14 protein-coding genes and 1 riboswitch are annotated in these 15,753 nt (G+C 69.0%); of the genes, 6 read left to right on the forward strand and 8 right to left on the reverse strand.

Going from position 1 to position 15,753, the window contains the following annotated elements:
- Positions 1–153: 153 nt before the first annotated feature.
- Positions 154–789: an HAD family hydrolase gene (locus ACWEF2_RS05690; protein ID WP_453812241.1), complete on the forward strand. Its 636-nt coding sequence runs from the start codon at positions 154–156 to the stop codon at positions 787–789.
- A 50-nt stretch (positions 790–839) separates the two neighbouring features.
- On the opposite strand, the gene ACWEF2_RS05695 is transcribed toward ACWEF2_RS05690, so the two are convergent.
- The 3 genes from ACWEF2_RS05695 to ACWEF2_RS05705 all read right to left on the reverse strand — a co-directional run bounded on the left by ACWEF2_RS05695 (position 840) and on the right by ACWEF2_RS05705 (position 3,787).
- On the reverse strand, positions 840–1,997 hold the full coding sequence (locus ACWEF2_RS05695) for a GntR family transcriptional regulator (protein WP_453812243.1): 1,158 nt from the start codon (positions 1,995–1,997) through the stop codon (positions 840–842).
- A 138-nt stretch (positions 1,998–2,135) separates the two neighbouring features.
- A complete protein-coding gene (locus ACWEF2_RS05700) occupies positions 2,136–2,612 on the reverse strand; it encodes an N-acetyltransferase family protein (protein ID WP_453812245.1) in 477 nt (158 codons plus the stop codon).
- The gene (locus ACWEF2_RS05705) at positions 2,609–3,787 is read right to left on the reverse strand and encodes a hypothetical protein (RefSeq protein ID WP_453812247.1); all 1,179 of its coding nucleotides are present in this window, start codon (positions 3,785–3,787) and stop codon (positions 2,609–2,611) included. Before ACWEF2_RS05705 ends, ACWEF2_RS05700 begins: the two co-directional genes overlap by 4 nt.
- Positions 3,788–4,030: 243 nt before the next feature.
- Here ACWEF2_RS05705 and ACWEF2_RS05710 point away from each other — a divergent pair, with 243 nt between their 5' ends.
- From ACWEF2_RS05710 to ACWEF2_RS05720, 3 genes are all read left to right on the forward strand, one after another.
- Positions 4,031–4,555, forward strand: coding sequence for a hypothetical protein (locus ACWEF2_RS05710; protein ID WP_453812249.1), 525 nt, complete (start codon positions 4,031–4,033; stop codon positions 4,553–4,555).
- Complete coding sequence (locus ACWEF2_RS05715; RefSeq protein WP_453812251.1) at positions 4,552–5,016, forward strand: hypothetical protein; 465 nt, start codon at positions 4,552–4,554, stop codon at positions 5,014–5,016. The genes ACWEF2_RS05710 and ACWEF2_RS05715 overlap by 4 nt, the downstream gene beginning before the upstream one ends.
- Before the next feature lie 273 nt (positions 5,017–5,289).
- A complete protein-coding gene (locus ACWEF2_RS05720; protein ID WP_453812253.1) occupies positions 5,290–5,544 on the forward strand; it encodes a BldC family transcriptional regulator in 255 nt (84 codons plus the stop codon).
- Between the two features lie 267 nt (positions 5,545–5,811).
- Here ACWEF2_RS05720 and ACWEF2_RS05725 read toward each other — a convergent pair whose 3' ends face one another.
- A complete protein-coding gene (locus ACWEF2_RS05725) occupies positions 5,812–6,192 on the reverse strand; it encodes a hypothetical protein (protein ID WP_453812254.1) in 381 nt (126 codons plus the stop codon).
- A 200-nt stretch (positions 6,193–6,392) separates the two neighbouring features.
- On the opposite strand from ACWEF2_RS05725, the gene ACWEF2_RS05730 reads away from it, so the two are divergent.
- Positions 6,393–6,758 (forward strand): nuclear transport factor 2 family protein, encoded by a 366-nt coding sequence (locus ACWEF2_RS05730; protein ID WP_453812255.1) that lies wholly within the window; start codon positions 6,393–6,395, stop codon positions 6,756–6,758.
- 66 nt (positions 6,759–6,824) lie between these two features.
- On the opposite strand, the gene guaA is transcribed toward ACWEF2_RS05730, so the two are convergent.
- The 4 genes from guaA to ACWEF2_RS05750 all read right to left on the reverse strand — a co-directional run bounded on the left by guaA (position 6,825) and on the right by ACWEF2_RS05750 (position 13,472).
- The gene (gene guaA, locus ACWEF2_RS05735) at positions 6,825–8,375 is read right to left on the reverse strand and encodes a glutamine-hydrolyzing GMP synthase (RefSeq protein ID WP_453812257.1); all 1,551 of its coding nucleotides are present in this window, start codon (positions 8,373–8,375) and stop codon (positions 6,825–6,827) included.
- A 153-nt stretch (positions 8,376–8,528) separates the two neighbouring features.
- Entirely contained in the window at positions 8,529–10,022 is a 1,494-nt protein-coding gene (locus tag ACWEF2_RS05740) for a pyridoxal phosphate-dependent decarboxylase family protein (protein ID WP_453812259.1), read from the reverse strand.
- 94 nt (positions 10,023–10,116) lie between these two features.
- Positions 10,117–11,763 (reverse strand): phosphomethylpyrimidine synthase ThiC, encoded by a 1,647-nt coding sequence (thiC, locus tag ACWEF2_RS05745; RefSeq protein ID WP_453812261.1) that lies wholly within the window; start codon positions 11,761–11,763, stop codon positions 10,117–10,119.
- A riboswitch (TPP riboswitch) is annotated at positions 11,756–11,867 on the reverse strand. Its footprint overlaps the gene before it by 8 nt.
- Positions 11,868–11,948: 81 nt before the next feature.
- The gene (locus tag ACWEF2_RS05750; protein ID WP_453812263.1) at positions 11,949–13,472 is read right to left on the reverse strand and encodes a succinic semialdehyde dehydrogenase; all 1,524 of its coding nucleotides are present in this window, start codon (positions 13,470–13,472) and stop codon (positions 11,949–11,951) included.
- A gap of 127 nt (positions 13,473–13,599) precedes the next feature.
- On the opposite strand from ACWEF2_RS05750, the gene ACWEF2_RS05755 reads away from it, so the two are divergent.
- On the forward strand, positions 13,600–15,753 hold the full coding sequence (locus ACWEF2_RS05755) for a beta-propeller domain-containing protein (RefSeq protein WP_453812265.1): 2,154 nt from the start codon (positions 13,600–13,602) through the stop codon (positions 15,751–15,753).

Here is a 15,753-nt window from a genome sequence, read left to right on the forward strand (position 1 = left end):
CGGGTATGTGAATGCCGGCTCGAAGCCTTTACCTGGGCGGCGTCCCCGGCCGAGGGCCGCGACATGTGCCTCCGCACAGGACATCCACCACGGACCGTCACGGTATCCGAGTCGGCGCGGACTTGGCCTACCCTGCCAGGTGTGATCAGGGCTGTGGTGTTCGACATCGGTGAGACGCTGGTCCGAGACGATCGGTACTGGGCATCCTGGGCCGACTGGCTCGGCGTCCCCCGGCACACCATGTCAGCTCTCGTGGGCGCGGTGACGGCACTGGGCCTGGACAACGCGGAAGCGGTGCGCCTGCTCCGGCCCGGCATAGACCTGCGCGAGGAACGCCGCGCCCGGGAAGATTCCGGGCACGGCGAGTACCTCGACGAGACCGACCTATACCCCGACGTCCGGCAAGGGCTCCAGGGGCTGCGCGACATGGGAATCCGCGTGTGCGTAGCCGGTAACCAGACGGCCAGGGCGGGGAACCTCGTGCGCGGCCTGTCGCTTCCCGTCGATGAGATCGCGACGTCGGAGGAGTGGGGAGTGGCAAAACCGGACCTCGCGTTCTTCCACCGCGTTGTCGAGCTGGGCGGAGCGGCCCCCGAGGAGACGGTCTATGTCGGCGACCATCCAGCCAACGACATCATCCCCGCGAAAGCGGCGGGTTTGCTGGCATGCATGATCCGGCGGGGCCCTTGGGGGCATTTATGGGGAAATAATCCGGACTCAGCTGATTGGCGAATTGATAGCATCACAGAGCTCCCCACCCTCCTCTCCGGAAGTTCCGAATGGGGCTGAAATGCCCTCGCAACTCGTAGCGGCGGATCAGGGCGCGCATAGCCCTCGGTTCAGGCCGACATCGAGAGCGCTTCTTCGAGGTCCCGCGCGCCCGGCGCGCGCATGCGGTCGAGCAGCCTGACCACCTTGCGAAGATCCCGGACGGCGTAGGTGTTCACGGCCACGGCATCGGGCGCGACGCTGAGCGCCGTCACCGTCGCCGCCTCGGCCTCGCCCGTCATCGCGTGGGCACGCGCCAGGCACGCCCCGAACCACGCGCGGTCGCGCCGGTAAGACTCCGGAAGCCTCGACAGCCCTCGTTCAAGAAGCGGCACCGCGCGTCGGCCGTCGCCGAGTTCCAGCTCGGCCATGCCACGCTGCATGAAGAACCAGCCCTCACCGTAGAAGTACATCCACGGCGGCTCATCGCCGGGACGCTCGGCCGCGCTCTTGATGAGTTCCTCGGCCTCTCCGAGGAGGGATCGCGCCGCCCCTCCCTCGCCCATCTGGGCGTGTCCCCGGGCGGCCATCTGGGCGGCCATGCCCTGCACACCAAGGGTCGTACGGCCGTCGTGCCAGCGGGACGCCTCGGCCAGCCGGACGCAGCGCTGAGGGTCTCCGACGCTCCACGCAAGGTGCGCCCGCATGTTCAGCGTCGTGGAGGCCAGGGCGGCGTCTCCGGCCTCCAGCGCCCAACCGTGGGAGCGGTCGTACCACCCCAGGGCGGCGGCCAGGTCGCCGGAGTCCTGGCACATCCACGCGAGGAACTGAGCGTACTGAGCGACCATGCTCACCATTCGATCGCCCCGTGTCCCGGAGACGCCCCGGGCCAGATCGGTGACGGTGGCGAGCTGTGCGCGGACCACGGGCATGAGAGGACGACTTCCCACGGTGTCCTCGGCCCGGCGATGCTCGGCGAGACATCGCTCCAGCCACTCGATCGTTTCCAGGTCCACGCGCCGCGGTTCGCCGATCGCCCTTGTGATCCGTTCGTACAGCTCCGGATCGGACGCGAGAGACGGGAGAGCGAGAGCCGGAAGCGGCATGTTCGCCGAGCCGAACAGCTCCCCTTCACTCAGCCCGAATCGGCCGATCGTGTCCCGGTTCGCGCCGTACTGCGATGCGAAGTCGTCCAGACGCGGGAGCCTGGCTCCGGGCTCCCACTCGCCGGCCTCGATCCGTGTCCGGATCTGAGCGGCGAGGTCCGGATAGCGCGAGTGCACGGCCATCACACGACTCTCCCTTCCGCCAGAAGTGGTTGCTCCTCACCGCAGCGACGACCACCACGGACTCCTCCGGAAACAGACACGCGTCAACGAGGTACTCGGACATCAACTCAACCCGCCGCAGATGTTCAGAGGCGGTCATCAACGCAGTCGTTGATCGATCATTTCACTGTCTACTCGGTAGAACAGCTTCGTCGGCAGTCTCAACGGGTCGAGCTTTTCGTAAAACCGCTGAGCAGCCGCGTTGTCCTTATCGGTAGTCCACTCAACTCGGCTACATTCATGCTTGGCTGCGATCTCGAACACAGCTCGCATAAGCAACGCCCCGATCCCGGCCCTCCGTTGCTCCTGGCTGACGTACAGCTCCTTCAAGTAGAGCGACCGAGTCAGGCCCACGGCAGGCCACAGAAAGGAGTAGGAGGCGATACCGACAAGCTTCTCACCTTCCCAGGCCAGCAGCGCATAAGCAGCCGGCGGATCAGCGAAAAGCGCCTGCTGTACCTGGCGTACGCGGACATCGAAGGGTTCGATGTCCGTCGCCCCGTAGAAGCGATCCATCTCTTCGAGCAAGGCCACGATCGCATCAGCGTTTTCGGGCGATGCGGGGGTTACGGTCACGGATATTCTGCCTCTCCGCCAGTTGTTGGTGTCAGCAGCTCGCATAGCTGCCGCGTGGCCGGCAGCGTCCGCTGCCGACGGGGCAGCACCGCCAGGACGTCACGTCCACGCAAGGTAATGATCCCCCGCCTCTGCGGCTCTGTGAGGGGAGCGAGAGCACCGGTCGCATATTCCAAGGCTGCGGTGACGTCTCCTTCGCGCACAAGGCAGATCGTCCGGTCGAGGCGCGTCAGAGTGAGATCCATGTAGTCGCTATCCGGACAGAGCTGCAAAGCCCTCTGCTGCGCCCTCCAGGCAGCATGTGTGTCGCCCAAGTGGGTGTATGCATTGCCTTCGTGGAAACGGAGCTGTCCTTCGTTGTAGCCGAAGGCTGAGTTGTTGACCTCAGACGGCGCCAACTCACCCAGCATGACCTCCGCACGCTCCAACGCCGTCCGAACATCCTGTGCGCGTGCAGACCCCAGCGCCGCATGAGCGCGAGCCTCCAGCGCAGCCGCCAAGACCGCGCCGACACACGGGACCGTGATGTGTTGCGCCCGCTGCGCGATTCTTACCGCCTCGTGGAGATCGCCGGCGTAGTAGTGGCCGTATGCCTCTTGCGCCAGCACCCAGGAATCGGTGGCCGGGTCTCCCGCCTCGGAGGCCGCTGTGCGGGCCGTACGTGCCCAGCGCCGGAAGGCTGCCCGATCGTCGAGCTTAATGAGAGCCAGACACATCAGTCCGGACATCTGAGCAGCTACTCGTGCCAGTCCGCGCAGTGCGGACGCCGACCGGTGACGTTCCATGGTACGCCGGAGATCTTCAAAGTCGGCCGCTAGATCATGTAGCAGAAGGCTCGCAGGCCGACTACGAGCCGCTTCGCCATGGAGAGAGACAGTCACTTCCCACTGATCCATGCTGGCTTCGGTCATAGCCCCAACGGTAAGCACTTCATCGAGGCTTTGACGAAGATGATCGTATGCGAGGTCCAGACTGACCCATTTTATTATGGATACGGATTCACTGAAAAGTTCATCCTTGTCCATTCCAAATGCCCGAGCATACAGCGTGGGGTAAGGGTCCTTCGGTCTGTGTCTTCCCGCTTCCCACCCCTTGATCGAACGCACCAGAGATTCCCTGGCCGGCAGGCGTCCACGCGTCCATTCATCAGCTGCTTCGGCCAGACGTTTGGCCATCTCCTTTTGCGACCAAAGCCGGGCGGACCGCTCATCTCGGAGCCGAACAGCCCATGCCGGAAGCTCTTTCATCATGCACCTCGGACTGAGGGGGAAACGCCCGTCCCCCCCAGTTTCCCTCAACGCCACCTGCCCGCACGCAGTTTTACGCCGTGTGATTGGAAGACGACCGTTTAAACAAGTGGGACCCGCAGGCGCTGACACGCCGTACGGGTCCCTTGATCAGGAAGTGAGTCCTGACCCATGGCACACCATAGTGCCCCGATCCTCAACCGAGCCATGGCGTCCCGAGGCGGCTGCGGCTGCTTCGCCGACGCCGTACCGATGCCGATGGGGTGCGCCGCCTGCGGGCACGCCCCCTACGCGCACGGCTGTCCCGATCGTGTCGCCGATCACGACTACACCGCGCCGTACGGCGCACCCCAGAACCTTCTTCCCCCACCCGCAAAACGGGCTCGCCCGACGCTACCCACGTCCGGACGAGCCCTCGACCGGACTCTGGAGGTCCGATCCATGCACGATGGTAGATCCACCACGCCCCCGTCCGCGAGACCCGCGTCCGCGACGTCCGCGACGCCGGTGATCCCCGGGTGGCAGGTGTTCCTCAGCGACAGGGGCCGTTTCTGGGCGAGTCGCCGGGAGCCGTTCTCCACCCAGGCCGCGTACGCCGGGGCCGAGCGGACGGTGGACGCCGACACCTTCGAGCAACTTCGAGCCGAGACCGCCCGCCAGGAGGAGACGGCGGCGGCAGGGAGGGTGACGTCATGATGTGGCGCCGCGATTCTCGTGACTTCCACCTCTCCGGCACCTCCGGCCGTCACCGCGCCGGGCAGGCCCGCACCTCCGTGGTGCACCGCCGCCTGTGGGACGGCCCGGCCCGCGCCCAGGCCGAACGGCTCGCCCAGGCGTGGCCGAGCTGGACCGTCCTGTACGGCGTCGGCAGCCGACGCTTCTACGCCCTGGCCACCTGGGCGACCTCCGAACCCCTGATGATCGAGGCCGCCGACGCCGAGGAGCTGGAGAGGCGGATGTATGAGGCGGTCATGGACGTGACCACCCGCCGTGAGACCCCTCTCACCGCCCCGGCCACCCCAACCGCCTCGGCATCCCCGATACCTCCGGTATCCCCGGCGTCCTCGCCTCTTCCGAGCAGGCGCGGCGGCGCCCCTTCCCCGGCACCCGCCGCCGCGCCCCACCACCCCCGCCACCCCTACCAGGACGCGGCCTAAGAAGCGGCCTAAGAACCGGTGCGGCGGCGGTCATCACCTCCCAAGGGACGCCGCCGCACCCGACGTCGTGCGACCCGGACCGGAGAGGGCCCAGGTCGCACCCCAACGCGGCCTCCTCCTGGAGGGGGAAGAGGGCCGCCCGCACCGGCCGGACCGCACCCCGGGTCCGGCCGGTGCCCCCCCAACGCCCGGCCGACCGCACTCGCCGTACGCACCGAACTCCTCGACCACATCCGCCAATAACCCCCGACCCCCACCAGGAGAGAGCCCCCGATGAAAAGCATCAAGATCGTCGATGACGACGGCTACACCGCCATCACCCCTCTCCCCGCCACCTCACCCCGCTTCGAGCCGCTGCTCACCCCGGCCGAAGTCGCCCTGATGTTCCGCGTCGACCCCAAAACCGTCAACCGCTGGGCCCTGGCGGGCAAGCTGGCGTCCGTCCGCACCCTCGGCGGCCACCGCCGCTACCGGGCGACCGAGGTCCGCGCACTCCTGGCAGACGTCACACAGAAACGCGGCGAGTAACGACAAACCGCCTCCCGAGGCGATCCCCTCTACCCCGGCCTGTCTCTGCCGGACGGCCCGGCTTTCCTCCGTACCGGCAAAGAGCTGAACATGAGCGATGATCCGACTACAATGGGTGATGCGCAGTCCACTAGGACTGTGAAGTGAGGCCGGGCTTCCCGCCGCATGACGGGCACCCGGCCTTTGCGTTTCACGGAGCGACCTGCTCGCACATCACTCCTCGGACAATCCGCCTAAGCGCCTTCAAATGGAGCTCTTCCCGTCCCGTCAGATGGGACGCGGCCGCCCCCACAACGATGTCGGGAAGCCACAACATAGGCTCGCTTGCCGACAAGCAGTGACCGCCCAGCCAAGTGCCCTGGCCCGTGCCGCCTCCTGCCGTCCCCGCGCCGCGAAACGGCAGCCGTAGACCTTCGCCTCGATCGGTAACGTCGCGACGGCTCGGACCAGCGCATACTTCGTGGCCTCGTCCTCGCCGTGCCAGTGAAGATGTCTGACGGCCGGAACACATGCCGCGAGCACACCGCGCACCTGGTCGGCCGGCGAGGGGACGGCACTTACCGGCGCGACAACGTAGAGGCCGGCCGAATCGTGGATGGACTCGTCGACGTGGCCGAACCTGACGGGGGTGAAGCGGTCACGGAACATCGTGATTTCGTAACGTAATGTTACGGGACGGTTCCTTCTCGTAACGCGAGTCACCAATCCACCGGAGGCGGGGGTGGGATGACGGATAGCGGGGGCGAGAAGTACCGGTGTGTGACGGATTCCGGGGTTGGCCGATCTCCATACCGTTGTGACCTGCGAGAACGTTCGCAGGAATCCCCGAAAGCAAGGAGACAGGCGAAATGAACGACACCGCGAAGCTGGTCGAGCGCTACCTGGCCACCTGGAACATGACCGACGCGGCCGAGCGTCGTGCGGAGATCGACGCCGTCTGGACCGGGGACGCCCGTTATGTCGACCCGATTGTCGACGTCACCGGCCGCGACGCGATCGACGCCACCGTCGCCGCCGTCCAGCAGCAGTTTCCCGGCCTGGTCTTCACGCTGGGCGGCGACGTCGACGCCCACCACGACCTGGTCCGCTTCAGCTGGCACCTGGGCCCCGAGGGGGGCGAGGCGATCGTGATCGGCTTCGACGTCGCGATTCTGACCGAGGACGGCCTCATCCGGACCGTCTACGGCTTCCTGGACCGGGTGCCCGCCCTCTGAGCCGGGCTCATCCCCACGGAACGGGCGCGGCCCCCGGCACGGGGCTTCGGGGGCCGCGTCGCCTGTTCACTCCCACTCGATGGTGCCCGGCGGCTTGCTGGTGACGTCGAGCACCACCCGGTTGACCTCACGGACCTCGTTGGTGATCCGGGTGGAGATACGGGAGAGCACGTCGTAGGGGACGCGGGACCAGTCGGCGGTCATGGCGTCCTCGCTGGAGACCGGGCGCAGGACGATCGGGTGGCCGTAGGTCCGGCCGTCGCCCTGCACACCCACCGAGCGGACGTCGGCGAGCAGGACGACCGGGCACTGCCAGATCTCCCGGTCGAGACCGGCGCGGGAGAGCTCCTCGCGGGCGATGGCGTCCGCCTCGCGGAGGATCTCCAAACGGTCGCGGGTGACCGCGCCGACGATGCGGATGCCCAGGCCGGGGCCGGGGAACGGCTGGCGCCAGACCATCGCGGCGGGCAGGCCGAGCTCCTCGCCCGCGCGGCGGACCTCGTCCTTGAACAGCGCGCGGAGCGGCTCCACCAGGGAGAACCGCAGGTCGTCGGGGAGGCCGCCGACGTTGTGGTGCGACTTGATGTTGGCGGTGCCGGTACCGCCGCCGGACTCGACCACGTCGGGGTAGAGCGTGCCCTGGACGAGGAAGTCGACCGGGCCGTCGGCGAGGATGGCGCGCTGCTCGTCCTCGAAGACCCGGATGAACTCACGGCCGATGATCTTGCGCTTCTCCTCGGGGTCGGTGACCCCGTCGAGCGCCTTGAGGAAGCGCTCCTGGGCGTCGACCACCCTGAGCCTGACTCCGGTGATCTCGACGAAGTCGCGCTCGACCTGCTCGGCCTCGCCCTTGCGCAGCAGCCCGTGGTCGACGAACACGCAGGTCAGCCTGTCGCCGATGGCCCGCTGCACCATGGCGGCGGCGACCGCGGAGTCCACACCGCCGGAGAGCGCGCAGATGGCACGGCCCTCGGGGCCGATCTGGGCGCGGACCGACTCGACGGCGTCCTCGACGATGTTGAGCATCGTCCAGGAGGGACGGCAGCCCGCCGCGTCGAGGAAGTGCTTCAGGACGGCCTGGCCGTGCTCGGAGTGGAGGACCTCGGGGTGGAACTGCACGCCGTACAGGCCGCGCCCGGGGTGCTCGAACGCGGCGACCGGCGTCTGGGAGGTCGAGGCGGTGACGAGGAAGCCCTCGGGGGCGGTGGCCACACTGTCGCCGTGGGACATCCAGACCGACTGCCTGGCGGGCAGCGCGGCGAAGAGCACGCCCTCCTGCGTCACGTCCAGCTGGGTCCCGCCGTACTCCGCGACGCCGGTCCTGGCCACCTCGCCGCCGAGCGCCTGGGCCATGACCTGGAAGCCGTAGCAGATGCCGAAGGTCGGCACCCCGGTCTCGAACAGGCCGGCGGGCGCGGCCGGGGCGCCTTCGGCGTAGACCGACGAGGGACCGCCGGACAGGATGACGGCCTTGGGCTTCTTGGCCATCATCTCCTCGACCGGCATCGTCGACGGGACGACCTCGGAGTAGACGTGGCATTCACGCACCCGTCGCGCGATCAGCTGCGCGTACTGCGCGCCGAAGTCGACGACCAGGACCGTGTCGAACTCTGACACCAAGACCCCCAGGGAAAACCTCAATCGGTACCCCCAGTCTATCGACACCCGCCCGTCCACCCGTTCGCTCACCATCCGCCACCTATCCGGCACCATCCGGGGAGGACCGGCCGTGTCGTCAGGTTGATGCGGGAGAACGACGTCGATTGACGCTCAGGGGGCACCGGCCTCCGGCGCACCGGTGAGAACGTCCGTCTCGGCGATCCGGTCGAGCAGCGCCTCCAGGGTCTTGTCGTCCGTGGCGGGGGCCATCACGGTGACGCGCAGGTGGCGGAGGCCGCCGATCTCCGTCGAGGTGAGCTGGAACGCGCCGTCCGCCATCAGGCGCTCACGGATCAGGGTCTGGTCGCCCGTGCCGTACCGGAAGCAGACGATGTTGCTCTCCGGTTCGTAGGGGCACTCGAAGCCTGGCCGCCGCCGGGCCAGCTCCCAGAAGCGGTGCGCGGTGGCGTACTGCCGCGCGACGTGGTCGCCCAGGCCCCGCTCACCCCGCCAGGCCAGGTTGAGGAAGACCTTCAGGCCCAGCTCGGCCTTGCTGCACTCGACGGTTCTGCCGATCAGGTCGACGCCCCGCTCACCGCGGGGAAAGCCTCGATCGCCCTGGGGAACGCCCTGGTCACCCTGGGGAAAATCCCCGTCGCCCTGGGGAAGGCCCTGGTCGCCGTAGAACAGATAGCTGGCCCGCTGCCGGAAGGCCGCGTCGAGGTCGCCCCCGCGCCTGGTGAGGACCGCGGCCACCAGGCTGGAGGTCCGCAGCATCTTGTGCGCGTCCCAGATCAGCGAGTCGGCGAGCCCGAGCCCGTCGAGCAGGTGACGGTGCTCCTCGGTGAGCAGCGCCGAAGCGCCGTGGGCGCCGTCCACGTGGAACCAGACGCCGTTGGCCGCGCAGAACTCGCCGATGCCGCGCAGGTCGTCGTGGAGCCCGGTGCCCGTCGCGCAGGCGGCGGCCACCAGGGCCATCGGCCGCCGTCCCGCCCGCCGTACTCGGTCCAGGGCGTCGGGGAGCCGGGCGACGTCGATCCGGCCGAGCCGGTCCGTGTCCAGCGGCACGACGGCCCGCTCCCCCAGGCCCAGGATCGCGGCGGCCCGGGTGAGCGAGTAGTGCGCCGACTCGGGCGCGAGCAGGGCGAGGTCGCCGGGGACGCCGTCGGTCCACGCCTCCGGTGCCGCCGCCGCCCGCGCGGCCAGCAGGGCGGTGAGGTTGGCCAGCGATCCGCCGTGGGTGAGCACGCCGCCGCCCGCCTCGCCGTACCCGACCTTCTCCAGCATCCAGCGCAGGACCTCGAACTCGACCGTCGCCGCCGAGGCGCCCATCTCGTAGATGGCCATCGGGTTGTTGGCCGCGCCGTGGACGAAGTCGGCGAGCGCGGCGGGGAAGTCGGGCGCGGTGATCTGGTGGCCCAGGTGGCCGGGGTGGTGCAGCCGGGTGCCCTCGTCCAGGTAGGCCGCCAGGAACTCCGCGTAGGTCTCCGGCGTCATCCCGCCCTCGCGGATCCACCGCCCGAGGTCGAGCCGCGCGGCCAGTTCGCGCGGCGGGCGCCGCCGGAGCACGGGGGGCAGTCCCCGCTGGCTGTCCTCCACGTAGGAGGCCAGCCGGTCGACGGTCACGCCCGCGGCGCTGACGAACTCCTCAACGTTCCAGGTCACACCGGGATACTGGTCGAATCTACGACAGATCGCCAATAAAGCATGGATTCCGGAACCGGGTCGGCCCTCGACGAGGGCCGGCACCCGGTCAGGATCAGTCCTCGGCCAGGGGCAGGTAGACGCGACCGCCCCGGCGGGTGAACTCCTCGGCCTTCTCCCGCATACCCGCGCTCAGGGCCTCCTCCTCGGGCATGCCGTTCTTCTCCGCGTAGGCGCGCACATCCCGGGTGATCTTCATGGAGCAGAAGTGCGGCCCGCACATCGAGCAGAAGTGCGCGGTCTTCGCCGGGGCCGCCGGGAGGGTCTCGTCGTGGAAGGACCGCGCGGTGTCCGGGTCGAGGGAGAGGTTGAACTGGTCCTCCCAGCGGAACTCGAAGCGGGCGTCGGACAGGGCGTCGTCCCAGGCCTGCGCCCCGGGATGCCCCTTGGCCAGGTCGGCCGCGTGCGCCGCGATCTTGTAGGCGATCACCCCCGCCTTCACGTCGTCACGATCGGGCAGGCCCAGGTGCTCCTTCGGCGTGACGTAGCAGAGCATCGCGGTGCCGTACCAGCCGATCATCGCGGCGCCGATGGCCGAGGTGATGTGGTCGTAGCCGGGCGCGATGTCGGTGGTCAGCGGCCCCAGGGTGTAGAACGGCGCCTCGGCGCAGAGCTCCATCTGCAGGTCGACGTTCTCCTTGATCTTGTGCATGGGCACGTGACCCGGACCCTCCACCATGACCTGGCAGTCGTACTCCCAGGCGACCTTCGTCAGCTCCCCCAGCGTCCGCAACTCCGCGAACTGGGCCTCGTCGTTGGCGTCGTGGATGGAGCCCGGCCGCAGTCCGTCTCCGAGGGAGAAGGTCACGTCGTAGGAGGCGAAGATCTCGCACAGCTCCCGGAAGTTCGTGTAGACGAAGTTCTCCGCGTGGTGGGCGAGGCACCAGGCCGCGAGGATCGAGCCGCCGCGCGAGACGATCCCGGTCTTCCTGCGGGCGGTCAGCGGCACGTACGCCAGCCGTACGCCGGCGTGCACCGTCATGTAGTCGACGCCCTGCTCGCACTGCTCGATCACCGTGTCGCGGAAGACCTCCCAGGTCAGCGCCTCGGGACGGCCGCCGACCTTCTCCAGGGCCTGGTAGATGGGCACGGTGCCGACCGGCACGGGGGAGTTGCGGAGGATCCACTCGCGGGTCTCGTGGATCCTCGGCCCGGTGGACAGGTCCATGATCGTGTCGGCGCCCCAGCGGGTGGCCCAGCGCATCTTCTCCACCTCCTCGTCGATCGAGGAGACGACGGCCGAGTTGCCGATGTTGGCGTTGATCTTCACCAGGAAGTTGCGGCCGATGATCATCGGTTCGCTCTCCGGGTGGTTCACGTTGGCGGGCAGGACCGCCCGGCCGCGGGCCAGCTCGTCACGGACGAACTCCGGTGCGACGCCCTCGCGCAGGGCGGCGAACTCCATCTCCGGCGTGATCTCGCCGCGCCTCGCGTGCGCCATCTGGGTGATGCCCGGGGACGGGGGGCCGGACTCCCGGTACGGCGGGCCGGAGTCCCGCTGCGCGGTGCGGGGGGAACGCCACGCCGACCTCAGCTCGGGCAGCCCCCGGCCGAGGTCCGCGGTGTACGCCGGATCGGTGTAGGGCCCTGAGGTGTCGTAGAGGACGACGGTGGCGCCGTTGGTCAGCGAAACCTCGCGCATCGGCACGCGGATGTCCGGACGCGAGCCGACAAGATAGGTCTTTCTGGCAGGGGACGGCATGAGCACAACTCCCTACGCCGGCATTACCCGGTCAGGTTCAAGCGGTCGGCGGCCGTGTCAGCCGCCCTCTCAGCCCGGTGCGCCGGGCTCCCGCGTTCGGTCTTCCAGACACTAACCCGAGACCGCCCCATTGCCGCAACCCGCGACCGTGAGGTATGGGCGCCGCCCATGGGTGCCGGGGACCGTCAGTGCAGGTGGAACCGTTTCATGGCCTTGAGCAGGCCGGACAGGGTGTCGGCGTACCTGTCGTAGGTCATGCCCAGGATCGGCTCGAAGCCCAGCCACGAGGACTGGCTGGCGACGGTCTGCGCCTCCGTGTACTTCAGCAGCCCCTCGGTCCCGTGGCGGCGTCCCAGCCCCGAGGACTTCATCCCGCCCATGGGCGCGTCGTAGGAGGCGTAGGCCGCGCCGTACCCCTCGTTGAGGTTGACGGTCCCGGCGTTGATCCGGGAGGCCATCGCGCGCCCGCGAGGCAGGTCGCGGGTCCAGATGGAGGCGTTGAGGCCGTAGGCGGTGTCGTTGGCCCTCTCGACCACCTCGTCCTCGTCGCGGAAGCGGTAGATCGCGACGACCGGGCCGAAGGTCTCCTCACGGCAGAGGTCCATGCTCTCGTCCACGTCGGCCAGGATCGTGGGCTCGTAGAAGAGCGGGCCGACGTCGGGCCTGGCCCTGCCTCCGGCGAGGACCCTGGCCCCCTTGGCTACGGCGTCGTCCACGTGGGCGGTGACCGCCTCAAGCTGGCGCCGGGAGGTGAGCGAGCCCATTTGCACGCTCCAGTCGAGCCCGGCGCCGAGTTTCATGTTCCGGGCCTGCCGGACGAACCTCTCCAGGAACGCGTCGTGCACGGCCTCGTGGACGTAGAGCCTCTCGATGGAGATGCAGAGCTGGCCGGCGTTGGTGAAGCAGGCGCGCAGCGCGCCCTGGGCCGTCACGTCCAGGTCCGCGTCGTCGAGCACGATCATCGGGTTCTTGCCGCCGAGTTCGAGCGAGCAGCCGATCAGCCGCCTGGCCGCCGCCTCGGCGATCTTCCGGCCGCCGCGGGTGGAGCCGGTGAACGCCACGTAGTCGGCGTCCTCGATCAGGGGGTCGCCGATCTCGGCGGGGTCTCCGAGGACGACCTGCCAGATGTCGCGGGGCATCCCGAGGGAGACCAGCAGGTCGATCGCCCAGAGCGTGGAGAGCGCGGTCTGGGTGTCGGGCTTGTGGACCACGGTGTTGCCCGCGAGCAGGGCCGGGACGACGTCGGTGACGCCGAGGGAGAGCGGGTAGTTCCACGGGGAGATCAGTGCCACCGTCCCCTTGGGGCGGCGCGTCTCGACCACCTTCGTCGCGACGGGGAAGATGCCCGCCCGGCGCTGGGGCGCCAGGAGGCCGGGGGCTCGCCGGACGAAGTAGAGCGTGCAGCCCGCGACGTCGAGGACCTCCTCGAAGGCGTGCCTGCGGGCCTTTCCGGTCTCCCACTGGACGATGTCGAGGATCTCCTCGCGCCGGTCGAGGATGGCGTTGTGCAGGCGCAGGAAGGGCCTGATCCGCTCGCGCACCGGCAGCGCCGCCCACGCCCGCCGGGCCTCGCGGGCCTTGGCGTGGGCGGTGCGGACGTCCTCGGCGCTGGAGAGGGGGAGTTCGGCGAGGGTTTCACCGGTGAACGGCGCGGTGATGGTCTGGGTCTTCCCGCTTGAGGTCACCTGCCGGACGACGCGCTCGATCATGCCCAGGTCAAGTGTCCGGGTTGCTCCAAGAGTGACGGCCATGTCCGAAGGGTATTCGGGTTGGGAGCCAGCGGCTACCAGTAGGTAATGGGTTGAACCGGACAGGATTTCGATCCGTCGTAGAGGCATGAGGACATCGATTCGTACGGCAGGCGCCGTCACCCTCGCCGCCGCGCTGCTCGCCACGGGGTGCAGTTCCACGGAAACGGGGCCGGGCGCGAGCCGTACGACGCCGGTAATGGATCTGGGAAAGATCAAGCTGGTCTCCTACAACAGCTGTGACGACATGCTGGCCGGGCTGCGGACCGCGACGGCCAAGAGCATCGGGCCGTGGGGGCTCGGCCCGATCGGCATGGACCCTCGGCTCATGACCGCGGAGATGCGCGGGGACATGCCCGCGGCCCGCGGCAAGATGGAGGCGGACGCCCCCGAGCACTCCACCACGAACGTGCACGAGGCCGGGGTGGACGAGCCGGACCTGGTGAAGACCGACGGCAAGCGGGTGATCACCGTGAACCGCGGCGTGCTGCGGGTGGTGGACACCGCGACCAGGAAGGTCACCGGCAGGCTCAAGCTGGTCAACGCCGAGCAGATGTGGGCCCCGGCCGACCTGCTGGTGAGCGGGGACCGGGCGCTGGTGCTGTTCTCCGGCGGCGGGATCATCCCCTTCGGCGCGATGGCCAAGCGGGCGGCGAGCCCGGGTCCGCGCTACGTCCTCGTCGATCTGTCCGGGACGCCGAAGGTGATCGGCTCGCTCACTCCGAACGGCGCCCACGTGGACGCCAGGATGATCGACTCGACGGTGCGGCTGGTGGTCCGCAGCCAGCCCGAGATCGACTTCTCGTACGACGGCCCCGACCTCTCCGACGCCGAGCGGACCCGGCGGAACTCGGGCATCGTCGCCAAGGCGCCGATCGAGGCGTGGCTGCCGAAGTTCGAGGTGACGGACGCCAAGGGCGTGACCAGGACCGACACGGTCAAGTGCGAGCAGGTCAGCCACCCCGCGGAGTACACCGGCACGTCGATGCTGACCGTGCACACCCTCGACATGTCCCAGGGGATCATCGACACCGTCCCGATCAGCGTGGCCGCCGACGGCGACACGGTCTACGGGACCGGCTCCAGCCTGTACGTGACCAGCAACCCGCGCTGGTGGTGGCCCAGACCGATCGAGTCATTCATGGTCGACGACGCCCCGACCGCGCCGGTCGACCCGATCGAGCCGGCGGCCACGCCCCCCGCGGACGCCCCGCGGGTCGAGCCGACACCGGCGGAGCCGAGCGCGGCCACCTCCCACGGCATCCCGGACTCCACCGGGTCCCCGAAGTCGTCTCCGCCGTCCTCGGCGACGGCCTCCCCGTCCCCCTCCCGCGTCCCCCCGAAGCCCGTCGTTCCCCGCAAACCCCCGCGGGCGCCGGTCCAGCCGCCCGAGGAGACCGAGGTCTACCGGTTCGACCTCACCGGGACGGGCGCGCCGCGCTACGTCGCCTCAGGGAAGGTGCCCGGCCGGCTGCTCAACCAGTACTCCCTGTCGGACTACGAGGGGCACCTGCGGATCGCCACCACCTCGACCACCGGGCGGCACAGTTCGAGCGCCGTCTACGTGCTCAAGACGGACACGCTGAACAAGGTCGGCGAGATCGGCGGCCTGGGTGCCGGGGAGCGGATCTACTCGGTCCGGTTCATCGGCCCGGTGGGCTACGTGGTGACCTTCAGGCAGGTGGACCCGCTCTACACGATCGACCTGAGCGACCCGGCGGCGCCGAAGAAGACCGGCGAGCTGAAGATCACCGGCTACTCCGCCTATCTCCACCCGGCGGGTGAGGGGCGGCTGATCGGCATCGGCCAGGAGGCCAGCGAGAAGGGGCGCACGCTCGGCACCCAGGTCTCCCTGTTCGACGTCTCCAACCCGGCCCAGCCGCGCCGCCTGTCGCAGATGTTCCAGAAGAACTCGGGCTCCGAGGCCGAGTGGGCCCCGCACGCCTTCCTCTACTGGGCCAAGACCAGGACGGCCGTCCTGCCGTTGAACAGCTGGGACGGCACCGGGCGGACCAGCGGTTCCGCGATGGTCCTCACGATCGACGATTCGGCCGTCACCAGGACCGGCACCATCACCCACCCCAGACCCAGGCCCGTCAAGAACACCCGTTTCGCCCCCGCCGACCCGAGTATCCGCCGCTCGGTCGTCATCGGCGACAGCATCTGGACGGTCTCCGACCTCGGCCTCAAGGTCAGTGACATGAACGGTCTGGCCGACCAGGCCTGGATCCCTTTCTCCTGA

Source organism: Streptosporangium sp. NPDC004631 (genome assembly GCF_053601935.1).